Below are 22243 nucleotides of genomic sequence, written 5' to 3' on the forward strand. Positions count from 1 at the left end.
CCGGTGTGCGCCGTCGCGCTGCCTGCCCGCCCGGGTCTCCCCTCATCAACAAAGAGGCCCGCCGGGGGGTTCCGGGCTGCCGTTTGCGTTCGTGCGCGGTGTCGACCTCAATCGGCCTTGTCGGTGGGCGGCTTCGCGCCCCCGGTCGTGACCGGGCTCGGGCAGATCATTCCCAGGTCTCCGACGGTGATGCAGGCGCTGCACCAGGTGATCCCCTGGCTCTCGGCCTGCGCGGCGAGCTCCTCCTCACTCATGCCTTCCGGTGCGGGGATGCAGCTTTTTCCGCAAGGGGCGATCTCGGCCTTCTCGCCCGACAGCAGCCGGTAGAGCTTGCCCGTTGCGCACATGGCCGGGGCCGGCAGGAACCCGCCCGCCGGCACGGCGCCCGGACCCGCGGGGCCGCTGTCCGCCGTCGCGTCAGCCGCCGTCGCGTCGTCATCGGCGGTTGCTGCGCTGTCGTTGCCCTGCGTCGCCGGCGGCGGGCCGCCGGGGGCGTCCGCCTGACAGGCGGCAAAGAGCTTCGCCAGCGTTTCCGGGTCGGTGTAGGGCACATCGGCATCGCCAAGCCCCGCCTCGTCGCGGAATTCGCTCCAGGCGGACTTCGTCTTGCGTCCGACCAGCCCGTCCTCGGGGCCGGCGTCAAAGCCGGCGGCGTTCAGGCAGGTCTGGATCCAGGTGATGTTCTCCTGCGGCGTCGGGCGCGGCTTGTCGGGCGCGCAACCGGTTCCATAGGCGCTGTAACCCTGGGCGCAGACACAGCGGTTCTTCGATCCCGAATAGACGAAGGGGAAGGTGCAGGACTGCGAGTCCCGACGCACGCATTCGCCGTTCACCACCACATTGCCGCTGGGGCAGATGCAGCCGCCGGCGGAGGCCGAGAACCTCCAGGGGGCGTCGCAGGCCGGCGGCGGCAGGATCGGGGGCACCGGAACCGGCAGCACGCAGCGGCGTTCGATGCCGGAGTAGATATAGGGCAGGCGGCAGTTCGGACGGTCCGGCAGGACGCAACGCCCGCCGCGCATCACGCGCGGCGACCGGCACTCCGGCGGGCGGGGCGGCAACACGCAGCGCCCGCCGCGCAGCACCTGCGGCGGCCGGCAGACGATGGGACGCAGCGGGTCGACGCAGCGGCCGTTGCGCCAGACCTTGGGCGCGCGGCACAGCAGCGGCGTGTCGGGGATGACGCAGCGTCCGTTCCTGAGAACGCGCGGCGCGACGCACACGACCGGCAGGTTCGGCACGACGCAGCGCCCGTTTCTGAGCACCTTGGGCGGCGTGCACACCACGACGCGCTCGGGGGCGACGCAGCGTCCGAAGCGCAGCACCCTCGGCGGCAGGCAGATGACCGGCCTGAGCCCCTCCGCCCCGCGATCCGCCGGCCGGATCTCGATGGGTTGCGCGGTGGCCGGGGCGGACAGCACGAAGCCGCCCAGGAGCAGCGCGAAGGCCGCGATGAGAAGGGAAAGGGGGCGCAAGGCCCGACCTGGCGAAAGGCTGGGGCCGGGAGGCAGCCCGGAAGTGGCAACGCATGTCATGACCAGTCCTCTGCGTTCGGTGTGCGGTCGCGGCATCCTGTCGCGGAGGCCGGCGGAACAGGAGCAGCATGCGCCCGGCAGGACGGATCATGCGTGACGGAGATCACGCCATCGCCTGCGTCTTTCGACTTTACCTTAACGCAGCGTTTTTCAGAGCGCTCATTCTCCCATCGTCGGACGCGAGGCGACGAAGCCGGCGCAGGCGAGCATGACCAGCGCGACGCCGAGCGAGAGCGCCGGGCCGGGGCGGGCGCTGGCGAGGAAAACCAGATAGCCGGTCGTCATGCCACCAAGGGCGAGCAGCTTGCCGTTGCGCGAGATGGCGCCGTGTTCGCGCCAGGCGCGGATGCCGGGGCCGGCCACCGGATGGGAGAGCAGCCACGCTTCGAGCGCGGGCGAGGAGCGGGCGAAGCAGCCGGCGGCGAGAATGAAGAAGATTGTCGAGGGCAGGAGCGGCAGAAACGCGCCGATGACGCCGATGACGACGAGAAGCACGCCCAGACCCGCGAAGACGAACCGACCGATACGCACTGACCTGCGCTCCATTTCATCAAAGACGCTCATATTTTCGCCAGCGACCTTCTATCAGGTTCATTTGACCGGCGACCTGTCATATCTATGGCAAAGGGCAATGAAAGAAACCGTTTGCGCCAGAACACATTCCGGGGCGGGGATGAGGGCGAACGGGCGGCGCATGGCGCCGCGAGAGGCAGGGCAGATCCGACACATGACGTCCGAAAACAATGCGCAGCATCTGGAAGGCGACATCAAGCCGCCGCGTCCGAGCGCGATGACGCGCCTTCGAAACTACTTCCTGACGGGCCTCGTCGTGGCCGGTCCGCTCGGCATCACCGCCTATCTGTCCTGGTCGATTGTCCAGTGGGTCGACGGCTGGGTGAAGCCGTTCCTGCCGCATTACTACAATCCCGACACATATCTGCCGTTCCCGGTCCCCGGCGTCGGCCTCATCGTCGCCTTCATCAGCCTTGTCTTCATCGGCTTCCTGACGGCAAACATCGCCGGCCGCACGCTGCTCTCCTACGGTGAGCTTCTGCTCGGCCGCATGCCGGTGGTGCGCAATCTCTACAGCGGCCTGAAACAGATCTTCGAGACGGTGCTGGCGGAGCGCTCCAACAGCTTCAAGAAGGCCGCGATCATCGAGTATCCGCGCCCCGGCCTGTGGGCGATCGTCTTCATCGCCACGGACGCCCGCGGCGAGGTCGCACACAAGCTGGACCAGCAGGGGCGGGAGGTGACGGCGGTCTTTCTGCCGACGACACCGAACCCGACCTCCGGCTTTCTGCTCTACGTGCCGAAATCCGAGATCATCGAACTCGACATGACCGTGGAGGAGGCGGCCAAGCTGGTCATTTCCGCCGGTCTCGTCAGCCCTGAATACGCCGATCTTGCAAGGATCGGAGACGAGGCCGCGCCGGAGCGTACCACCGCGAGGCGGGAGCGCTGAACTGCCTCAACCCGCCCTGAGCAGGCGGATCGCCTCGTCGCGGGCAAAGAGATAGAGCAGCACGCGAAGAGCCTGTCCGCGCGGCGAGACGAGATCCGGGTCGGTCTCCAGGACGAGGCGCGCGTCGTCGCGGGCGGTCTCGATCAGATCGGCATGGGTCGAGGCGTCGCCGATACGAAAGCCGGGCATGCCCGACTGCCGCGTGCCGAGGATCTCGCCTTCGCCGCGCAGCCGCAGGTCCTCCTCGGCGATCAGGAAGCCGTCGTTGGTCTCGCGCATGATCGAGAGACGCGCGCGTGCGGTCTCGCCCACCGGCGCCTTGTAGAGAAGCAGGCAGGTCGAGGCCTCGGATCCGCGCCCGACGCGGCCGCGCAACTGATGCAGCTGCGACAGGCCGAAGCGTTCGGCATGCTCGATCACCATGATCGTCGCCGCGGGCACGTCGACGCCAACCTCGATCACCGTGGTGGCGACCAGCAGCCCGACCGGCCCGTCCTTGAAGGCGGACATGGCGTTGGCTTTTTCCTCGCCGCTCATGCGGCCGTGGACGAGCGCGACGCGGGGCCCCAGCATCTGTGTCAGCGTCTCGAAACGCTCTTCCGCCGCAGCGAGGTCCGACTTTTCCGATTCCTCCACCAGCGGGCAGACCCAATACGCCTTGGCACCGGCGTCGAGCGCCGAGCGTAGCCGCTCCACCACCTCGTCCATGCGCTCCTGCGGCACGGTCACCGTCTTGATCGGCTGGCGGCCTGCCGGCTTCTCGGCCAGGCGCGAGACATCCATGTCGCCGAAATAGGTGAGCACGAGCGTGCGCGGGATCGGTGTCGCCGTCATCACCAGCATGTCGACGCCTGCTCCCTTGGAGGAAAGCTGCAGGCGTTGATGAACGCCGAAACGGTGCTGTTCGTCGACGACCGCGAGCCCCAGGTTGTGGAATGCGACATCGCCCTGGAAGAGGGCGTGGGTGCCGACCACCAGGTCGATTTCACCCGCCTCCAGCGCCTCGCGGGTCTCCCGTCGGTGGCGGGTGCCGTCGCGCCCGGTCAAAACGGCGATGCGGATGCCGGCCGCCGCGCACAGCGGCGCCAGCGACTGGTAGTGCTGGCGGGCGAGGATTTCCGTCGGCGCCATCATCACCGCCTGGGCACCCGACTCCACCGCCGCTGCGATGGACAGCAGCGCGACCGCGGTCTTGCCGGCGCCGACGTCGCCCTGGATCAGCCGCAGCATGCGGGTCGGGGCGGCCAGATCGGCCTCCACGTCGGCGATCGCCTGGTTCTGCCCGTCCGTCAGCCGGTAGGGCAGGGCGGCGAGGATCTTCTCCTTCAGCCGGCCGGAAAAGACACGGGCGATGCCGCGCGTCTGGCGCATGGAGCGGCGCACCAGCGCCAGCGCCAGCTGGTTGGCCAGGAACTCGTCATAGCTCAGCCGGGCCAGCGCCTGCTTGTCCTCCACCTCGAGTTCCTCGGGCGAGGGCTGGTGCATGGCGCGTAGCGCCTCGGCGAAACCCGGCCAGTTGGCCTGCGCCAGATAGGCCGGCTCCACCCATTCGGGAAGCTGCGGCAGCAGCGACAACGCGGCCGCCATCGCCTTTTGCAGCATCTTCGAGGAGAGGCCCTGGGTCAGCGGATAGACCGGCTCGATCAGCGGCAGGCTGTCGGCCTCGTCCGCCGGCACCACATGGTCGGGATGCACCATCTGCGGGCGGTCGTTGAAATGCTCGATGCGTCCCGAAACGATCAGATCCTCGCCGACGGGAAAGGTCTTTTCCAGGAAGGGCGCGCGGGCGTGGAAGAAGACGAAAGTGATCTCGCCGGTGTCGTCATGGGCAAGGATGCGATAGGGCGCGCGGCTGCCGCGCGGTGGCGCCTGGTGGCGGTCAATGTGGACGTCGAGGGTGACGATGGCGCCTTCTGGCGCATGGGCGACGCCCGGGCGCAGCCGGCGGTCGATGATGCCGCTCGGCAGGTGAAACAGGAGATCGGCGACATTCGGCTCGCGCTCGGGCTCCTTGCCGAAGAGGCTGGCGAGCGTGCGCGCCGTGCGCGGACCGATGCCCGGCAGGCTGGAAACGGGCGTGAACAGGGGGTCGAGCAGGTTGGGGCGCATGTCTCTCCCGCCGGGCGGCGTGGTCCTGGTGTTGGCGTGTTCCGGTGCGTCTGGCCGGAGATCCCCGGCCTGCGTCGCCGGGTCGCGTTCGACTCGCACGGATTGAGTTTCCCGCCAAGGCCGTTATAACCCGCGAACCGGACGGTCCGTGTCAAGGCACGCGGCCGCCCTCGGCATTGGAACGGCGACAGGAGAGTGCGGATGTCCCATGATGCGGATACCCCCAAGGACGTGCGGTCGGCCGGTGGCGAGACGGGCGGAATGCTCGATGCGCGTCGCAAGCGCATGCTCTACCGCTGCCAGCATCGCGGCATGAAGGAGATGGACATTCTCCTCGGCGGTTACGCGAAGGAGCATCTTGCGGGGCTGGACGACGCCCAGCTCGACGAGCTCGAGCTGTTGATGGACGTGCCCGACCAGGATCTCTTCAAATGGATGATCGGCAGCGGCGCGGTTCCGGCCGAGCATGACACGCCGCTCTACCGCGCCATCGTCTCCTACAAGCGCGACCTGATCGCCTCGGCCCGCTAGGCCGCCGACGCATCTGCGCATCCGGTTCCGTCACCGCGCGGCCCGGTCCATCGCGAGGACACGCAACCGTGTTGAAAGACTTATTGTCGGGAACGGCGAATGCCGTTGTCAGCGGCGTTCCGGACGGTGCCGAGGCCTATGTGCTCGCGCGTCTGGTCGCCGACGGGGCGGCGGGGCTGAAGCTCGTCTTCGTCGCCCGAGATGCCCAGCACGCGCGCACCGTCCAGGACGCGCTTTCCTATTTCGCGCCCGCCACCGAGGTTCTCGACTTTCCCGCCTGGGACTGTCTGCCCTACGACCGCGTCTCGCCAAATTCGGGCATCGTCGCACGGCGGCTCAGCTGCCTCAGCCGGCTTGCCGCCGGCGAGAAGACCTTCGCCGCGCCGGCGGTGCTGGTGACGACGGCCAACGCCGTTCTCCAGCGCGTGCCGGAGCGCGAATTCGCCGCCACGCAGACATGGCGGCTGGCGCCGGGCAATCGCGTCGATCTCGCAAAGCTCATCCGCTGGCTGGAGATCAACGGCTTCGCCCGTGCCTCGACCGTGCAGGACACGGGCGAATACGCCGTGCGCGGCGGCATCGTCGATGTCTATGCGCCCGGCATGGAAGCGCCCGTCCGGCTCGATTTCTTCGGCGACACGCTGGAATCGCTGCGTTCCTTCGATACCGAGAGCCAGCGCACCACGAAGCAGCTCAAGCTGCTCGAGCTGGTGGCGATGAGCGAGGCGGTGCTGTCGGAAGAGGCGATCTCGCGCTTCCGTACCGGCTATGTCGCGCGCTTCGGCGCATCCGAGCGCGACGACGTGCTCTACCAGTCGATCAGCGACGGGCGTCGCTACGCCGGCATGGAGCACTGGCTGCCGCTCTACCATGAACGGCTGGAGACGCTCTTCGACTACACCGGCGCGGCGACGGTCGTGCTGGCGGCGGCCATTGACGATGTCGTGCGCGAGCGGCTCGACCAGATCGGCGAGCACCACGCAGCGCGTCTCGAGGCGATGGGGCAGGGCGGGACCAGCGGTTCCGTGCCCTACAAGCCGCTGCCGGTCGACGCGCTCTATCTGACCGGGGACGAGTGGCGCACGCGCCTTGCCGACGGGAGCTCGATCCGTCTCAGCCCCTTCGGCGTGCCGCCGGGAACGGGGCAGCAGGTGATCGAGCTGGATGGCAAGCAGGGTCGCAGCTTTGCCGCCGAGCGCGCCGCCGGCGACGTCAACGTCTTCGACACGCTCACCGCCCATGCCGCCGACCGGCGCAAGGCCGGCAAGCGCATCGTCATCGCCTGCTGGAGCGAGGGCTCGCGCGAGCGCCTGGCGCATGTCCTGGCCGACCATGGTCTCGACCGCGCGGCGCCCATCGCCACCGACAAGGATGCCCGCGACCTGCCAAAGGGCATGACGGGCCTGGCGCTGCTCGGCCTGGAGCACGGGTTCGAGATCGACGACCTGGCGGTCATCTGCGAGCAGGACATTCTCGGCGACCGGCTGGTGCGCCAGCGCAAGCGCCGCGCCAAGGGGGCGAACGTCCTCACCGAGGCGTCGAACCTGTCCCAGAACGATCTCGTCGTTCACGTCGACCACGGCATCGGCCGTTTCATCGGCCTGCGGACGATCGAGGCGGTCGGCGCGCCGCATGATTGTCTCGAGCTGCAATATGCCGGCGGCGACAAGCTGTTCCTGCCGGTCGAGAACATCGAGCTTCTGACCCGCTACGGCTCGGAGGACACCGAGGCCCAGCTCGACAAGCTCGGCGGCGGAGCCTGGCAGGCGCGCAAGGCGCGCATGAAGAAGCGCATCCTCGAGATCGCCGACGGACTGATCCGCACCGCGGCCGCGCGCGCGCTGCGCACCGCGCCGGCGATCGTCGCGCCGGAAGGCGTCTACGACGAATTCGCCGCCCGCTTCCCCTATGACGAGACGGACGACCAGCTCAACGCCATCGACGCGGTCTTCGCCGATCTCTCCTCGGGCCGGCCGATGGACCGGCTGGTGTGCGGCGATGTCGGCTTCGGCAAGACCGAGGTGGCGCTCCGAGCTGCATTCCTCGCGGCGATGACCGGCCGCCAGGTGGCGCTGGTGGTGCCGACGACGCTGCTCTCGCGCCAGCATTACAAGACCTTCGCCGAGCGCTTCCAGGGGCTGCCGATCAATGTCGCCCATGCCTCGCGGCTGGTGCCGCCGAAGGAGCTGGCTGCAACGAAGAAGGGTGTTGCCGATGGCTCCATCGACATTGTCGTCGGCACCCATGCCCTGCTTGGCAAGGGCATCAGCTTCCGCGACCTGGGGCTGCTCATCATCGACGAGGAGCAGCATTTCGGCGTCAAGCACAAGGAGCGGCTGAAAGAGCTGAAGTCCGAGGTGCATGTGCTGACCCTGTCGGCGACGCCGATCCCGCGCACGCTGCAGCTTGCGCTCTCGGGCGTGCGCGAGCTTTCGCTGATCGCGACGCCGCCGGTCGACCGGCTGGCGGTGCGCACCTTCATCTCGCCCTTCGATCCGGTGGTGGTGCGCGAGGCGCTGCTGCGCGAGCGCTACCGCGGCGGCCAGAGCTTCTACGTCTGTCCGCGCCTTTCCGACCTCGCCGACACCAAGGCTTTCCTCGAGGATCATGTGCCCGAGGTGAAGGTCGCCGTCGCCCACGGCCAGATGCCGCCGGGCGAGCTGGAAGACGTCATGAACGCCTTCTACGAGGGCAGGTTCGACGTGTTGCTCTCCACCACCATCGTGGAATCGGGCCTCGACATTCCGACCGCGAACACGCTGATCGTGCACCGGGCCGACATGTTCGGCCTTGCCCAGCTCTATCAGCTTCGCGGGCGCGTCGGGCGGTCGAAGACGCGCGCCTACGCGCTCTTCACGGTTCCGGCCAACAAGACGCTGACGCCGACCGCCGAGCGCCGTCTGAAGGTGCTTCAGTCGCTCGACAGCCTGGGGGCGGGCTTCCAGCTCGCCAGCCACGACCTCGACATTCGCGGTGCGGGAAACCTTCTCGGCGAGGAGCAGTCGGGCCACATCAAGGAAGTCGGCTTCGAGCTCTACCAGCAGATGCTGGAGGAGGCGGTCGCCCAGCTCAAGACCGGTGACGACACGCTGTCCAACGAGGCGTGGTCGCCGCAGATCCAGGTCGGCACGCCGGTGCTCATTCCCGAGGACTATGTTCCCGACCTGCCGCTGCGGCTGTCGCTCTATCGCCGGCTTGCCGATCTTTCGACGCCGGAGGAGATCGACGGCTTCGGCGCGGAGCTCATCGACCGCTTCGGCTCGCTGCCGGAGGAAGTCGATCACCTGCTCAAGATCGTCTACATCAAGGGCCTGTGCCGCCGCGCCAACGTGGAGAAGATCGACGCCGGTCCCAAGGGCGTCGTCATCGCCTTCCGCGGCAGCGAGTTCGCCAACCCTGGCGGGCTTGTCTCCTACATCGCCGAGCAGGGCGTGCTTGCCAAGATCCGTCCCGACCAGAAGGTGGTTCTCTCGCGCGACTGGCCGACCGCGGAGCAGCGCCTCAAGGGCGCGGCCTCGGTGCTGCTCAAGCTGGTTCGTCTCGCCGAGCAGGGAGCTGCTGCGGCATAGCCGGCGCGCCCCGGCCATGCTGTGATCCGCATCGGCCTTGCGCGAGAAAAGCACGCGAAACGCAAAGGGCCGGGCGTCACCGCCCGGCCCTTGCCGTTTGCACCGTTTGGATCGCCTCAGATCTTGCTCAGGGCGTTGTCCAGATCGGCGATGATGTCTTCCGCGTCCTCGATGCCGACGGAGATGCGCACCACGTCGGAGCCGGCGCCCGCGGCCGTCCTCTGCTCGTCGGTGAGCTGGCGGTGGGTGGTCGAGGCCGGGTGGATCAGCAGCGAGCGGGTGTCGCCGATGTTGGCCAGATGCGACAGGATCTCGCAGTTGGAGACCAGCGCCACGCCGGCGTCATAGCCGCCCTTGACGCCGAAGGTGAAGACCGCGCCGGCGCCCTTCGGCATGTACTTCTTCTGGCGCTCGTGGTTCGGGTCGCCCGGCAGGCCGGCATAGGAGACCCAGGCCACCTTGTCATGCCCTGCGAGGAATTCCGCCACCTGTTGCGCGTTGTCGCAATGGCGCTGCATGCGCAGCGGCAGCGTTTCGATGCCGGTCAGCAGCATGAACGAGTTGAACGGCGAGATGGCCGGGCCGAGATCGCGCAGGCCGAGCACGCGGCAGGCGATGGCGAAGGCGAAATTGCCGAAGGTCTCGTGCAGCACCATGCCGGAATATTCCGGGCGCGGCGTCGTCAGCAGCGGATAGCGGTCGGTCGAGGACCAGTCGTAGCTGCCGCCGTCGACGATCACGCCGCCCATGGAGTTGCCGTGGCCGCCCATGAACTTGGTCAGCGAGTGAAGCACGATGTCCGCGCCGTGCTCGATCGGACGGCAGAGGTAGGGGGTCGCCATCGTGTTGTCGACGATGAGCGGAATGTTGTGCTTCCTGGCGATCTTCGAGATCTCGGCGATGTCGGTGACGACGCCGCCCGGGTTCGCGAGGCTCTCGATGAAGATCGCGCGGGTGCGTTCGTCGATCTGCGCCTCGAAGGCGGCGGGGTCGGTGGCGTCGGCCCACTTCACGTTCCAGCCGAAGCTCTTGAACGAATGGTTGAGCTGGTTGATCGAGCCGCCATAAAGCTTGTTCGCGGCGACGATGTTGTCGCCCGGCGTCATCAGCGTGTGGAAGGCGAGGAGCTGAGCCGAATGACCCGAGGCGACGGCAAGCGCCGCCGTGCCGCCCTCAAGCGCGGCTACGCGCTCTTCCAGCACGGCCGTCGTCGGGTTGGTGATGCGGGTATAGATGTTGCCGAAGGCCTGCAGGCCGAACAGCGAGGCGGCATGGTCCACATCGTCGAAGACGAAGGAGGTCGTCTGGTAGATCGGCGTCACGCGCGCGCCGGTCGAAGGGTCGGGCTGGGCACCGGCGTGAATTGCGAGCGTTGAAAAACCGGGGATGCGGTCGGTCATGAAGTCCTCCTCGTTGAAACGTGGCCGGCATAGTGGCCGAAGGCGTTTTCCCCGTCAAAGCAAAGCAGTTGCGTTTTCCGTCACTTGGCGGAAAAGGTCAGGGGAGGTCCCCCGCGTTTCGTGCCGATGCACACAGCAGGTGGGGAATGATTTTTCAAACCGCTCGGGAGGAGGGGCACGACGCACCCGCCTCAGGCAACCTCGCGCGGCCGGTTTACCTCGATTTTCCCGGAAAGCCCGTCGCGTGACCGGGCAAGGTCATGGCGAGTCCGGAGGTTGATCCAGAACGCGGCGCTGGTATCGAAGTCGCGGCCAAGGCGCAGCGCCGTGTCGGTCGTCACGGGCGTTCTCCCTTGCGCGGTACTATATCCGCGTGGGCGGCACGCCTAATCTTGAACCCGTCGTTCGAATGCCGCACGGAGCGAGCTTGGCTTTAGCTTGACGATGTAGTTAGGTTGCAAATGGGAGAACACTAAAGCAGGGTCAGCAGCATGCCGCCACTACCTCAAGCCCGCCCAGGAGCACGACTTAAGGTTCGGGGTCGGCAGGTCGGCTTTTCGTTTTGGCCCTCGAAACCCGCGCCTGCGCATCACGCTTTGCAGTCGCTGCTATTCTCGCTCGATCCGTGGGCAGTTATAAAAAGATCAATTGTAAAGAACTGCAGCCGGGCGCGCGTCAAGGAAGCGCTGGCTACACTTCAGCAAGCACAGGACTTCTTCTCTGCTGGCACTGAGCGAGGCTTCGAGTCAGCTCGACCGCTGGCATTATATTATAGCTACATGAATCTGGTTAAAGCGTTGTGTTTAACTCGGGGAGCCCCAACTACATTTGACCAAGCGCAGCACGGACTATCTGAGCAGATTTCGCCGAATGGCAAAGAACTTACTGATGCCTTCTTAAATGCCTTCCCATCACCCAATGGAAATAAGCTGCAGAATTTTGATGAGCTAAAATTCGTACTTACAGGATCTCACCTTGCAGCTAATGCACGATATGACTTGCCGCATCTAATGCCTCAAATATTGTCCGGTCACAGGCTCTGGTCCTTAGCCGCCAACAAGCGAGAGCGCTTCATATCGACTCAAGACGTCCAATTCACTTATGATAAAGATACGAATGATCTTTGGCTCAGAGTTTACTTTTTTTTTGAAGATTTAACGAGACTGGGCGTGACTCACCAAAAACTCTTAAAAGAAGGTGGGCTGGCTGGAGTATTTCGTGAAGTGCAAACTAAAGAGGAGGTCGATGGGCGGAGGCTAATTTGCTTTGAACAAATTGCAGTCACCAACTGCGCCAACGGTTATCCGGCAGATTATATCCTCAGTGTCGCGGCTAGCGTGAAGCATGTCCTTTGGGCTACCGTTTCCACAGTGCCGCCCTATAGAAGATACTACGTATACCTTTCTCCCCCGAAAGAAGTTGGGAGCAGAATGACGCAGCTTCTCTCAATGTACGCAGTGATGTACTATCTCGGATCAATTACTCGATACCGCCCACACCATTTCGAGGCGCTTGTAAAAGGCCCATATGGACCCAGAATACAGGACTTCGTCACCGGACAACCCCTACAGTTTCTATACCTTATAACCTCGGAATTTGCCCACCAAGACGTCACGAAGCCTAGCATACTCTAACTTCAGAGTTCGATCGGTCGGGGTTTGCAGGGGCGCAACAGAGGTGAATAACCCCGAATTTCGTGGACGCTCTCGGATTGCAGTTTCTGTCGCCGCCCGATTTCGACGGGTGACAGCATATCGTTCCTGACCTACCTGCGTTTCGGGCTGTAGAATATCGCGATGTGGTCGAACACGTCCAGCCTTGCCTCCGTGTCCGCGCATGTTCGGTAGGTCTGACCTGCATCGCGCTTGAAATCATTAGTGAAATTTCCGCCCCCCTCATTGCCTCCTTGCTTCAAAATCAGGGACACAGCGTCCACAAATCTTGGGGCTATTCAATCTGCCAATCAGCTCAGCCTCACTCTTTCCTGAGGCCGCGATGCTGGAAACCTGTCCTCAGCGCCGGTCGCTTCGAGGAGATCATGCGCGAGTTGACGCCCGTCCAGCCGATCTCGCCGGAAAGCCGGCCGTATTCGATCTTCGGACACCGGTCCATGATCACCGTGAGGCCCTCGGCCTCCGCCAGCCGGGCGGCCTCGTCGTTCCTCACCGAAAGCTGCATCCAGATCACCTTCGGCTTCGGTTGCAGCGCAAGCGCTTCCCGCGTCACCCCGAGCGCGGCCTCTGAATTGCGGAAGATGTCGACCATGTCGATGGCGACAGGTGCCTCCGCGAGGCTGCCGTAAACGGGGCGTCCCAGGATTTCCTTGCCGGCAAGGCCCGGATTGATCGGATAGACCTCGTAGCCCTTGGCGATCAGGTATTTGAGCACAAGATAGGATGGCCGCGAGGTGTTGGCGCTCGCGCCCACCATCGCAATGGTCTTCACCTCGTCGAGGACGCGGCGGATCAGCGCGTCCTTGTAGCTGCCATGAGCGCTCATGCCGTCATCGGCGCTGCTGCTTTCCCCGTCCATGCCCATCTTACTCCCCGGTCCACGTCGGCGCGCGCTTCTCGATGAAGGCGCCGATTCCTTCCTCCGCGTCGCGGGCGAGCATGTTCTCGACCATCACCTGCGCGCAATGGTCATAGGCTTCGGCAAGCGGCATCTCCGCCTGCCGGTAGAAAGCCTCCTTGCCGATCTTCAGCGTCAGCGGTGACTTGGCCGCAATGGCCTCGGCGTATTTCGCCGTCACCTGGCCGAGGTAGTCCGCCGGCACCACCCGGTTGACGAGGCCGAACTCGCGCGCCGTGCCGGCGTCGATGATCTCGCCGGTGAGCAGCATCTCCATCGCCTGCTTGCGCGAGACATTGCGTGACAGCGCCACCATCGGCGTCGAGCAGAAGAGGCCGATGTTGACACCGGGCGTGCAGAAGCGCGCCTTGTCGCTGGCGATCGCCAGGTCGCAGGAGGCGACGAGCTGGAGTCCGGCCGCGGTGGCCATGCCGTCGACCTCGGCGATCACCGGGCGCGGATGGGTGACGATGGTCTGCATCAGCCGCGAGCAGCGCTGCATCACCTCGGTGAAATAGGCTCTGCCACGGTCGTCGTGGCCGCGCGCGCCGGTCATTTCCTTCAGGTCGTGGCCGGCGCAAAAGACATTGCCGGTCGACTTGAGCAGAATCACCCGCACGTCGGCGTTGTCTGCCGCCGCCTCGAGCGCCTGCTGCAGGGCGGCCATCATTTCCTCCGACAGCGCATTGCGCCGCTCCGGGCGGTTCATCGTCAGCGTCAGAACGCCATCCGCCAGGTGGCTTGCAACCGGCCCGCCATCACTCTTCGCGGAACCGTCCTTCGCCGCCAGTGTCGCCTCGCCCATGCGCTTGTCTCCCGTCCTCGCCGCACGTGCCGGCGGCTGCGTTCATTGTCGAATTCGCTCCCTTATAGCGGATGGCGACCCGCCCGACAAAGCGCTCCGGCGCGGCCTGGTGCTTGCCGGTTCGCGCGCCGGCCTGTAACCAGAAGAGGGTCAGGAATATGACGCGGCGCGCCGGGGAGGGCGGCCGGAACCGGGGGGAGAATCGCTTGCAGCCTGTCATGACCGTCGCCGAGCTCGACGCATTCCTCGAGCGCGACTTCCCGCAAATCCATGTCGACGGCCGCATTTATGCGGTGGAGGAGATCGCTCCGGGCCGGGCCGTGCTTTCGGTCAAGGCGCTCGAGCGGCACCTGCGCCCCGGCGGCACCATCTCGGGTCCGACGATGATGGCGCTGGCCGATCTGGCCGCCTATGCGGTGATCCTTGGCCATATTGGTCCGGTGGCGCTTGCCGTGACCACCAATCTCAACATCAATTTCCTCAGGAAGCCCGCGCCCGGCGATCTCGTCGCGACCTGCTCGCTGCTCAAACTCGGCAAGCGGCTGGCCGTCACCGAATGCGCCATCGCCGGACGGGAGGGCGGGGATCCGGTCGCTCATGCGACCGCCACCTATTCGATCCCGCCGAGATGAGCCGGAAAAGCGTGTGTTTTTGTGTGGTAATATAATACCGTTTTTGTAAGTATCTGATTTGTATTGTTATTTTGGAGCGCGGTGTGAATTAAGGTCGTTGACAGGTCGCGTGAAGCCGCGTAAATCCCCTGACGACGAGAGCGGGTCCGGTTCGGGCCCGTTTTCCTTGACCTCCAAACGGTGCGGCTGATGCGGCCCGCGCGAGGTCCCAACCCGCACCGAACACACGGATCGCACCCATGAAGACCTACTCCGCCAAGACGGCCGAGGTCGAGAAGAAGTGGATCTTGATCGACGCCGATGGCGTTGTTGTCGGCCGCCTGGCCGCCTTCATCGCCAACACGCTGCGCGGCAAGACCAAGCCGACCTTCACGCCTCATATCGACTGCGGTGACAATGTCATCGTCATCAACGCCGAAAAGGCAGTGCTGACGGGCAAGAAGTACACCGACAAGAAGTACTACTGGCACACCGGGTTCCCGGGCGGCATCAAGGAGCGCACCGCGCGCGCCATCATCGAAGGCCGCTTTCCGGAGCGCGTTCTCGAGCAGGCCATCAAGCGCATGATGCCGGGCGGTCCGCTGAGCCGCACCCAGCTCAAGAACCTCCGGATCTACGCCGGTGACACGCATCCGCATGAAGCCCAGTCGCCGGTTCCGGTCGACTTCAAGGCCTTCAACGCGAAGAACGACGGAAAGAGGGCGTAATCCATGGCTGAGCTGCAGTCCCTCGAGGATCTCGGCGGCGTGATGGACGCTGCCACTCCCGAAGCTCCCGTTCACGTCCAGAAGATCGATTCTCTGGGCCGTGCCTATGCCACGGGCAAGCGTAAGGACGCCATCGCGCGCGTCTGGATCAAGCCGGGCACCGGCAAGATCACGGTCAACAAGAAGGATTACGTCGCCTATTTCGCGCGTCCGGTCCTTCAGATGATCCTGCGCCAGCCGATCATGCTGACCAATCGCGATGGCCAGTATGACGTGATCGCCACGGTTTCCGGCGGCGGTCTGTCCGGCCAGGCCGGCGCCCTGCGCCACGGCATTTCCAAGGCTCTGACCTATTACGAGCCCGAGCTGCGCGGCCTTCTCAAGAAGGAAGGCTTCCTGACCCGCGACAGCCGCGTGGTCGAGCGTAAGAAGTACGGCCGCCGGAAGGCGCGTCGGAGCTTCCAGTTCTCCAAGCGCTGACCGCTTCGGACCGAACGCTTTCGACATCACGAAACGGCCCGCCAACTGGCGGGCCGTTTTGTGTTTGGCGGCACGGAAGGCGGGGTGGAGCCTGTCGGCCTGCCGCACGTCGCCCTCAGCCCTTGCGGGTGGCGAGCAGGATGCTCGTCTCCGAGGCGGCGATGCCGTCGACGAGGCGGATCGAGGACAGAAGCCGGTCGAAGTCGGCGAGCGTCTCCGTCTCCAGCTCGGCAACGAGGTCCCAGCGCCCGTTGGTGGAATGCAGCGCGCGCACCTCCGGGAACCCCTGGAGCCGCCGTGCGATGGTTTCCGTCCGGTGGCCCTCCACCTCCACCATCATCACTGCCCGCACGCCGGCGGCGGCCTGGTCGCTGCCAAGCTGCACGGTGAAGCCGAGGATGACGCCAGCGGCGACAAGCCGGTCGATGCGCGCCTTGACGGTCGCCCGCGAGACGCGAAGCTCGCCCGCCAGGCTTGCCACCGGCAGCCGTGCGTCGTGACGAAGCAGGGCGATCAGCTTGCGGTCGAGATCGTCCATTGTCGGTTCTGGCCTTACATATTGATCAATTGTGCTTTTCAGATTGCGTTATCTTACGATCATATCGACACTTTTCCAACTATTCGTCATCCGGCTGGCGTTGCATCCTCTGCTCCGGGCGCCCTGACGTGGAACGACCCGCCAGTCTCTGGCGTTTCGTCCATGCGTCGGGTCGTTGCCTGGCGGGACAGCCCGAAAGGATGAGCAGATGACCACCGACAGAACCCGCCCGATCGCACTTCTCGGCGTGCCGGTCGAAGCCGGAACCGGCCGACGCGGCGCGGCGATGGGGCCTGCGGCCCTGCGCGTGGCCGAGCTTGCCGCCCGGCTCGAAGCGCTCGGCTGGCAGGTTTCCGACCGTGGCGACATCGCGCCCATTCCGCCGGGCGAGATCGCGCCGCTGCATTTCCCCGGCCGCGCCTATCTGCCCGAGACGGTTGCCGGCTGGGTGCGTCCGTTGCATGACGCGGCCTACGGGCTGGCCCGCGAGGGCATGGTTCCGGTCTTTCTGGGCGGCGACCATTCGCTCTCCATGGGTTCGGTCACCGGCGTCGCGCGCCACTGGCATGAGCAGGGGCGCCCGCTCTTCGTTCTCTGGCTCGACGCCCACGCGGACTTCAACACGCCGATGATCTCGCCCTCCGGCAACATGCACGGCATGTCGCTGGCGCTGGCCGCCGGCGAGACGGAGCTGCTGCCGATGATGGCGGAGCCTGACCGCCTCGCGCCCGTGTCGCCGGAGCGGATCTGCGTCTTCGGCGCCCGCTCCATCGATCCGCAGGAGCGCAAGCTGCTGCGCGCCCGCGGCGTCACGGTGCATGACATGCGCCAGATCGACGAGAATGGCGTGTCGATTCTCATTCGGGACTTCATCAGGCGTATCAAGCATGAGAACGGTGTTCTTCATGTATCGCTTGATGTGGATTTCCTCGATCCCGACGTCGCGCCCGGCGTGGGAACTACGGTTCCCGGCGGCGCCACCTACCGCGAGGCTCATCTGGTGATGGAACTTCTGGAGGACGCTGGCGTCACCGTCTCGCTCGACGTGGTCGAGCTCAACCCCTTTCTCGACGAGCGCGGCCGCAGCGCCATCGCCCTTGCCGAACTGGTCGCAAGCCTCTTCGGCCAGGACGTGATGGACCGGCCGACACAGGCATTCGCCTGACCCTTTCCCAAAACCCCAGCGGAGATACGCCGATGAGCCGCCTTCCCGAAGATTTCATTGCCGCCGAACACAGGCTCGGAGCGCACAACTACAAGCCCATCGACGTTGTCATCGAGCGGGGCGAGGGCGCCTGGCTGCACGATGTCGAGGGCCGTCGTTACCTCGATTGCCTCGCCGCCTATTCGGCGGTCAACCAGGGCCACTGCCACCCGCGCATTCTCAAGGCCATGACCGAGCAGGCGGGCAAGCTGACGCTCACCTCCCGCGCCTTTCGCAACGACCAGCTCGCCGGCTTCTACGAGGATCTGGCGGAACTCACCGGGGCGCACAAGATCCTGCCGATGAACTCCGGCGCAGAAGCGGTCGAGAGCGCGGTCAAGGCGGTGCGCAAGTGGGGGTACGAGGTCAAGGGCGTGCCGGAGAACAAGGCGGAGATCATCGTCTGCTCCAACAATTTCCACGGCCGCACCCTCGGCATCGTCGGCTTTTCCACCGACCCGACGGCGCGCGCCGGCTTCGGCCCCTTCGCTCCCGGCTTCCGCGTCGTTCCCTTTGGCGACTATGCGGCGCTGGAAGAGGCGGTGACGGAGAACACCGTTGCCTTCCTGGTCGAGCCGATCCAGGGCGAGGCCGGCATTCTCATTCCGCCTGCCGGCTATTTCACCCGTGTTCGCGAGCTTTGCACGGCCCGCAACGTCACGCTGATCCTGGATGAGATCCAGACCGGGCTCGGGCGTACCGGCCGGCTTCTGGCGGAGGAACACGAGGGCATCGAGGCCGATGTGACGCTGATCGGCAAGGCGCTGTCGGGCGGCTTCTATCCGGTCTCGGCCGTTCTTTCCAATTCCGAGGTCCTGGGCGTGCTGAAGCCCGGCGAGCACGGCTCGACCTTCGGCGGCAACCCGCTGGCCTGCGCGGTGGCGCGCATGGCGCTGAAGGTGCTGGTCGATGAGGGCATGATCGAGAACTCGGCCGAGCAGGGGACCTACTTCCGCGAGGGCCTGTCGCGGATCCGGTCGAATGCGGTGAAGGAGGTGCGCGGGCGCGGCCTGATGATCGCCGTCGAGCTGCACCCGGAAGCCGGCGGCGCACGGCGGTTCTGCGAGGATCTGCGCAATGAGGGGATCCTGGCCAAGGACACCCACGATCACACCATCCGCATCGCCCCGCCGCTGGTCGTCACGCGCGACGAGGTCGACTGGGCGCTGGAACGCTTCGACAAGGTGCTGACGCGGATGGCCGCGGCGGCCTGATAAGCCTCAGGAGCCAGTGCGCCGGCGCTTGGCGGTGCGGGTCCTGTTGTCATTGTCGGGAACGACGCTCCACGAGCGGTAGACCGGGTGCGCATCGCGCATCCGGTCGTAGAGCTTCGCCATGACGGCGAGAAAGGCCATCTTGCCCGCGTAGGTGAGCACCGTGCCGGCGACCAGCGCGGGCAGGTTGGTCGAGAGCGCACCCCAGACGCCAAGGAAGAAGCCGACGCCGGTGACCAGTGACAGCGCCATGGCGCGGCGGTTGTCACCGGCCGGGATCGGCACCACGAGCCGGTTGAGCCAGACGCGCTCGCCGAAGGTGGCGCGCGCGTGCCAGGTGTCGAAGCGGCGCGGCGGCGGGAACAGGCGCGGATTGATCCACAGCCACACGGCCACCAGCGCGAGCAGGCCAAGTGCCGCCGGCCAGCCGAGCCAGGCATGCGACCACAGCGCCAGATAGAGGAAGGGCAGAGTGGCGAAGCGCGTCCACACGCTCCAGCCGCTGGCGTGCCGGTGCCAGGTCTCGCTGTCCATGCCAAGGAGCCCGGCGCTGCCGGGCTTGATCGGCCTGTAGGCGGCATATCGCGCCGGGCGGGGAGCGCTGCCGTTGTCTTCTTGGTGTAGCGTCATGGACCTGGTCTTTCGGCTCGGCCCCCGGTTCCTCCTCCGGGGGAACGCGATCCTACCCCATCGCGCCGCCGTGTTCCATGCGCGCGCCCCCGACGTGGTGAAGCATGTCTTTAGGCTGTCGGCTCAGATCCGCGTCTTGCGCGGATCGGCGGCGTCGAGGATGCGCAACTGCGGCGTCTCCCGCCCCTGCCAGGTGTCCAGCGACAGCGATCCGGCCACATGCACGGGCTCGCCGCGCTTCTCGAGAAGGAAGGTCCCGAGCGGCGTGTCCGCGGCCTTGAAGGCGATGGCCTTGAGGCTGCCACCGCCGCCGTCGCCCAGCGTCAGGCGAACATGACCGTTGCCGACCGTGTCGGCGAATTTCACCCGGTGGCTGGGAAGTGCGAAAACCGGTTCGGAATGGCCCGCGCCGAAGGGACCGGCCCGTTCCAGCTCCTTGATCAGGCTCACCGTGGCGGCACTCGCCGTCAGCGCGCCGTCGATCTTCAGTTCGTTCGACAGCCGTGCCGCCTCGACGGCGGTTCCCAGTTCCGCGTCGAGGAACGCAGTCAGGTCCTGTGTCCTGTCGCGCCGCACGGTGAGACCCGCGGCCATCGCGTGGCCACCGCCCTTTTCCAGGATGCCTTCGGCCACCGCCTTGCGCACCGCCGCGCCGAGGTCGACGCCGGGAATGGAGCGGCCCGAGCCCGTGCCCTTGCCGTCGGCGTCATAGGCGATGGCGAAGGCCGGGCGCCGGTAACGCTCCTTCAGCCGTGAGGCGACGAGGCCGACGACGCCGGGATGCCAGCCGTCGGAACCGGTGAGCAGCACGGCGGGATCGTTTGACTGGGTCGCGGCGAAGGCCTGCGCGTCGCCCTCCAGCAGCATGTCGGCCTCGATCGCCTGACGTTCGGCGTTGAGCCGGTCGAGCGTCTCGGCGATGCCGCGCGCCTCGTCCATGTCGTCGGTGGTCAGCAGCCGCGCGCCGAGCGCTGCATCGCCGATGCGCCCGCCCGCGTTGATGCGCGGGCCGATCAGGAAGCCCAGGTGATAGGGCGAGGCCGGCCCGTTGACGCGGGCGACATCGGACAGCGCTGCGAGGCCGCAGTTGGCGCGCGCGTGCAGCGCCAGCAGGCCCTTGCGCACGAAGGCGCGGTTCAGCCCCTTGAGCGGCACCACGTCGCAGACCGTGCCGACGGCGGCAAGATCGAGCAGCGCCAGCAGATCCGGCTCGCGCCGTCCCCGGAACGCACCGCGCCGCCGCAGTTCGCGGTTGAGGCCGACGACGAAGAGAAAGGTCACGCCGACGGCGGCGAGATGACCGAGGCCGGAAAGATCGTCCTGCCGGTTCGGATTGACGAGGCCGCGTGTCTCGGGAAGCTCCTCGCCGACCTGGTGGTGGTCGAGGACGACCACGTCGAGACCGACGGCGCGGGCCTCGGCGAAGGCCTCGAAGGAGACGCTGCCGCAGTCGACGCAGACGAGCAGGCCGGCGCCGTCCTCCCGCAGCATGCGGATCGCCGGGCCGTTGGGGCCGTAGCCCTCGATGATGCGGTCGGGAATGTGGATGCGCGAGGCCGCGCCGATGGCCGAGAGATAGCGCGACAGCAGGGCGGAGGAGGTGGCGCCGTCGACATCGTAGTCGCCGAAGATGGCGATCCTGTCGCCGGCGGTCACCGCGTCGGCGACGCGGGCGACCGCCGCGTCCATGTCGGTCAGCGTCGAGGGATCCGGCATCAGCGCCTTGATCGTCGGATCGAGGAAGCCTTCCGCCTCGTCAAGGCCGACCCCGCGCGCGGCGAGCACGCGCGAGACGATCTCCGGCAGGCCGAGACGCTGCGCCATGGCAAGCGCCGTCGTCGCCTGCTGGCGCGAGGGCCGCTCGCGCCAGATGCGCTCGCCGACCGAACGGCCGACGCCGAGGACCGTGCGGGCCCCCTCGTCGTCTGCTGCCTCCGGTCCCGCCATGCGGTCCTCGCTTGCCACGTTTTCCTTCAGCCGATCAGTCCAGCAGGAACTTCTCGACATGGGTGTGGCGCGCCTTGATGTAGCGCACCGTGCCAGTGGTGGAGCGCATGACCACGGTGTGGGTGGTCACGTCGTTCCGTCCGAAGCGCACGCCCTGGAGGAAGTTGCCGTCGGTGACGCCGGTGGCGGCGAAGAGCACGTCGCCGGTAGCCATCTCTTCCATCGTGTACTTGCGCTTGATGTCGTCGATGCCCATGCGGTAGGCGCGCTCGACCTGCTCGTCGCGGGTGATCACGAGACGGCCCTGCATCTGGCCGCCGATGCAGCGCAGCGCGGCTGCCGCCAGCACGCCTTCCGGTGCGCCGCCGATGCCCATGTAGAGATCGATGCCGGTCTCGTCCGGGTCGGTCGTGTGGATCACGCCGGCCACGTCGCCGTCGCCGATCAGGCGGATCGAGACGCCGGTGGCGCGCAGTTCCTCGATGATGCGGGCATGGCGCGGACGGTCGAGCACGCAGACCGTGATCTCGGCGAGCGGCACGCCCTTGGCCTTGGCCAGCGCGTTGACGTTGTCGGAGACGGAGGCGTCGAGATCGACCAGGCCGGCGGGGTAGCCCGGGCCGATGGCGATCTTTTCCATGTAGCTGTCCGGCGCGTTGAGCAGCCCGCCCTTCGGTGCCATGGCGATGACGGCCAGCGAGTTCGGCAGGTTCTTGGCGCAGATCGTCGTGCCCTCGAGCGGGTCGAGCGCGATGTCCACCGCCGGACCGTCGCCGGTGCCGACCGTCTCGCCGATGTAGAGCATCGGCGCCTCGTCGCGCTCGCCCTCGCCGATGACGACGGTGCCGTCGATCGGCAGGCAGTTCAGTTCGCGCCGCATGGCGTCGACGGCGGCCTGATCGGCGG

20 protein-coding genes are annotated in these 22243 nt (G+C 66.4%); 9 read left to right on the top strand and 11 right to left on the bottom strand.

Translation table 11 applies throughout. The annotated features are described in order from the left end of the window. Positions 1-107 precede the first annotated feature (107 nt). Entirely contained in the window at positions 108-1475 is a 1368-nt protein-coding gene (locus ACN0WF_RS19600; RefSeq protein ID WP_417774461.1) for a peptidoglycan-binding domain-containing protein, read from the bottom strand. A 219-nt stretch (positions 1476-1694) separates the two neighbouring features. After that, complete coding sequence (locus ACN0WF_RS19605; protein WP_417774462.1) at positions 1695-2099, bottom strand: YbaN family protein; 405 nt, start codon at positions 2097-2099, stop codon at positions 1695-1697. A gap of 163 nt (positions 2100-2262) precedes the next feature. Here ACN0WF_RS19605 and ACN0WF_RS19610 point away from each other — a divergent pair, with 163 nt between their 5' ends. Then, a complete protein-coding gene (locus tag ACN0WF_RS19610) occupies positions 2263-3000 on the top strand; it encodes a DUF502 domain-containing protein (protein WP_417774463.1) in 738 nt (245 codons plus the stop codon). A gap of 6 nt (positions 3001-3006) precedes the next feature. Here the strand turns inward: ACN0WF_RS19610 and recG are convergent, their stop codons facing one another. Continuing rightward, on the bottom strand, positions 3007-5109 hold the full coding sequence (recG, locus tag ACN0WF_RS19615) for an ATP-dependent DNA helicase RecG (RefSeq protein ID WP_417774464.1): 2103 nt from the start codon (positions 5107-5109) through the stop codon (positions 3007-3009). A gap of 201 nt (positions 5110-5310) precedes the next feature. Between recG and ACN0WF_RS19620 the strand changes: the two genes are divergently transcribed. Beyond that, entirely contained in the window at positions 5311-5640 is a 330-nt protein-coding gene (locus tag ACN0WF_RS19620; RefSeq protein WP_417774465.1) for a succinate dehydrogenase assembly factor 2, read from the top strand. Between the two features lie 68 nt (positions 5641-5708). After that, a complete protein-coding gene (gene mfd / locus ACN0WF_RS19625) occupies positions 5709-9209 on the top strand; it encodes a transcription-repair coupling factor (protein WP_417774466.1) in 3501 nt (1166 codons plus the stop codon). Positions 9210-9325: 116 nt separating this feature from the next. On the opposite strand, the gene ACN0WF_RS19630 is transcribed toward mfd, so the two are convergent. Together ACN0WF_RS19630 and ACN0WF_RS19635 are read right to left on the bottom strand one after the other, a co-directional pair. After that, positions 9326-10609 carry an O-acetylhomoserine aminocarboxypropyltransferase gene (locus tag ACN0WF_RS19630; protein ID WP_417774467.1) on the bottom strand — a complete coding sequence of 428 codons (1284 nt, stop codon included), beginning with the start codon at positions 10607-10609 and terminating at the stop codon, positions 9326-9328. Positions 10610-10800: 191 nt separating this feature from the next. Further along, entirely contained in the window at positions 10801-10950 is a 150-nt protein-coding gene (locus tag ACN0WF_RS19635; RefSeq protein WP_417774468.1) for a helix-turn-helix transcriptional regulator, read from the bottom strand. Between the two features lie 150 nt (positions 10951-11100). Between ACN0WF_RS19635 and ACN0WF_RS19640 the strand changes: the two genes are divergently transcribed. Continuing rightward, a complete protein-coding gene (locus ACN0WF_RS19640) occupies positions 11101-12243 on the top strand; it encodes a YaaC family protein (RefSeq protein ID WP_417774469.1) in 1143 nt (380 codons plus the stop codon). 340 nt (positions 12244-12583) lie between these two features. Here the strand turns inward: ACN0WF_RS19640 and ACN0WF_RS19645 are convergent, their stop codons facing one another. Both ACN0WF_RS19645 and ACN0WF_RS19650 read right to left on the bottom strand, forming a co-directional pair. Further along, positions 12584-13141, bottom strand: coding sequence for a CoA-binding protein (locus ACN0WF_RS19645; protein WP_417774470.1), 558 nt, complete (start codon positions 13139-13141; stop codon positions 12584-12586). 7 nt (positions 13142-13148) lie between these two features. Next, complete coding sequence (locus ACN0WF_RS19650; RefSeq protein ID WP_417774471.1) at positions 13149-13985, bottom strand: enoyl-CoA hydratase; 837 nt, start codon at positions 13983-13985, stop codon at positions 13149-13151. Between the two features lie 218 nt (positions 13986-14203). On the opposite strand from ACN0WF_RS19650, the gene ACN0WF_RS19655 reads away from it, so the two are divergent. The 3 genes from ACN0WF_RS19655 (at position 14204) to rpsI (ending at position 15804) form a co-directional block, all read left to right on the top strand. After that, positions 14204-14617, top strand: a complete 414-nt coding sequence (locus ACN0WF_RS19655) for a PaaI family thioesterase (RefSeq protein ID WP_417774479.1) — start codon at positions 14204-14206, stop codon at positions 14615-14617. A 239-nt stretch (positions 14618-14856) separates the two neighbouring features. Then, positions 14857-15324: a 50S ribosomal protein L13 gene (gene rplM / locus ACN0WF_RS19660; RefSeq protein WP_417774472.1), complete on the top strand. Its 468-nt coding sequence runs from the start codon at positions 14857-14859 to the stop codon at positions 15322-15324. 3 nt (positions 15325-15327) lie between these two features. Beyond that, positions 15328-15804 carry a 30S ribosomal protein S9 gene (gene rpsI, locus ACN0WF_RS19665; RefSeq protein WP_417774473.1) on the top strand — a complete coding sequence of 159 codons (477 nt, stop codon included), beginning with the start codon at positions 15328-15330 and terminating at the stop codon, positions 15802-15804. A 115-nt stretch (positions 15805-15919) separates the two neighbouring features. On the opposite strand, the gene ACN0WF_RS19670 is transcribed toward rpsI, so the two are convergent. Next, a complete protein-coding gene (locus ACN0WF_RS19670; protein ID WP_417774474.1) occupies positions 15920-16342 on the bottom strand; it encodes an Lrp/AsnC family transcriptional regulator in 423 nt (140 codons plus the stop codon). A 208-nt stretch (positions 16343-16550) separates the two neighbouring features. On the opposite strand from ACN0WF_RS19670, the gene rocF reads away from it, so the two are divergent. Both rocF and rocD read left to right on the top strand, forming a co-directional pair. Beyond that, positions 16551-17507, top strand: coding sequence for an arginase (gene rocF / locus ACN0WF_RS19675; protein WP_417774475.1), 957 nt, complete (start codon positions 16551-16553; stop codon positions 17505-17507). A 32-nt stretch (positions 17508-17539) separates the two neighbouring features. Then, positions 17540-18760: an ornithine--oxo-acid transaminase gene (gene rocD, locus ACN0WF_RS19680; RefSeq protein WP_417774476.1), complete on the top strand. Its 1221-nt coding sequence runs from the start codon at positions 17540-17542 to the stop codon at positions 18758-18760. Positions 18761-18766: 6 nt separating this feature from the next. Here rocD and ACN0WF_RS19685 read toward each other — a convergent pair whose 3' ends face one another. From ACN0WF_RS19685 to glpX, 3 genes are all read right to left on the bottom strand, one after another. Further along, positions 18767-19390, bottom strand: coding sequence for a DUF6653 family protein (locus ACN0WF_RS19685; protein ID WP_417774477.1), 624 nt, complete (start codon positions 19388-19390; stop codon positions 18767-18769). Between the two features lie 123 nt (positions 19391-19513). Then, entirely contained in the window at positions 19514-21337 is a 1824-nt protein-coding gene (gene recJ / locus ACN0WF_RS19690; RefSeq protein ID WP_417774480.1) for a single-stranded-DNA-specific exonuclease RecJ, read from the bottom strand. Positions 21338-21371: 34 nt separating this feature from the next. After that, a partial coding sequence (gene glpX, locus ACN0WF_RS19695; protein WP_417774478.1) for a class II fructose-bisphosphatase occupies positions 21372-22243 on the bottom strand: 872 nt, incomplete at its 5' end.

The organism is Stappia sp., assembly GCF_048268045.1.
In the GTDB taxonomy this organism is placed as follows: Bacteria; Pseudomonadota; Alphaproteobacteria; order Rhizobiales; family Stappiaceae; genus Stappia.

What these genes read in the sequence shown, in the direction of transcription:
- ACN0WF_RS19605 (WP_417774462.1), bottom strand. Translation starts at nt 2,099, where the DNA reads ATGAGCGTCTTTGATGAAATGGAGCGCAGGTCAGTGCGTATCGGTCGG.
- ACN0WF_RS19610 (WP_417774463.1), top strand. Translation starts at nt 2,263, where the DNA reads ATGACGTCCGAAAACAATGCGCAGCATCTGGAAGGCGACATCAAGCCG.
- recG (WP_417774464.1), bottom strand. Translation starts at nt 5,109, where the DNA reads ATGCGCCCCAACCTGCTCGACCCCCTGTTCACGCCCGTTTCCAGCCTG.
- ACN0WF_RS19620 (WP_417774465.1), top strand. Translation starts at nt 5,311, where the DNA reads ATGTCCCATGATGCGGATACCCCCAAGGACGTGCGGTCGGCCGGTGGC.
- ACN0WF_RS19630 (WP_417774467.1), bottom strand. Translation starts at nt 10,609, where the DNA reads ATGACCGACCGCATCCCCGGTTTTTCAACGCTCGCAATTCACGCCGGT.
- ACN0WF_RS19640 (WP_417774469.1), top strand. Translation starts at nt 11,101, where the DNA reads ATGCCGCCACTACCTCAAGCCCGCCCAGGAGCACGACTTAAGGTTCGG.
- ACN0WF_RS19645 (WP_417774470.1), bottom strand. Translation starts at nt 13,141, where the DNA reads ATGGACGGGGAAAGCAGCAGCGCCGATGACGGCATGAGCGCTCATGGC.
- ACN0WF_RS19650 (WP_417774471.1), bottom strand. Translation starts at nt 13,985, where the DNA reads ATGGGCGAGGCGACACTGGCGGCGAAGGACGGTTCCGCGAAGAGTGAT.
- ACN0WF_RS19655 (WP_417774479.1), top strand. Translation starts at nt 14,204, where the DNA reads ATGACCGTCGCCGAGCTCGACGCATTCCTCGAGCGCGACTTCCCGCAA.
- rplM (WP_417774472.1), top strand. Translation starts at nt 14,857, where the DNA reads ATGAAGACCTACTCCGCCAAGACGGCCGAGGTCGAGAAGAAGTGGATC.
- rpsI (WP_417774473.1), top strand. Translation starts at nt 15,328, where the DNA reads ATGGCTGAGCTGCAGTCCCTCGAGGATCTCGGCGGCGTGATGGACGCT.
- ACN0WF_RS19670 (WP_417774474.1), bottom strand. Translation starts at nt 16,342, where the DNA reads ATGGACGATCTCGACCGCAAGCTGATCGCCCTGCTTCGTCACGACGCA.
- rocF (WP_417774475.1), top strand. Translation starts at nt 16,551, where the DNA reads ATGACCACCGACAGAACCCGCCCGATCGCACTTCTCGGCGTGCCGGTC.
- rocD (WP_417774476.1), top strand. Translation starts at nt 17,540, where the DNA reads ATGAGCCGCCTTCCCGAAGATTTCATTGCCGCCGAACACAGGCTCGGA.
- ACN0WF_RS19685 (WP_417774477.1), bottom strand. Translation starts at nt 19,390, where the DNA reads ATGACGCTACACCAAGAAGACAACGGCAGCGCTCCCCGCCCGGCGCGA.
- recJ (WP_417774480.1), bottom strand. Translation starts at nt 21,337, where the DNA reads ATGGCGGGACCGGAGGCAGCAGACGACGAGGGGGCCCGCACGGTCCTC.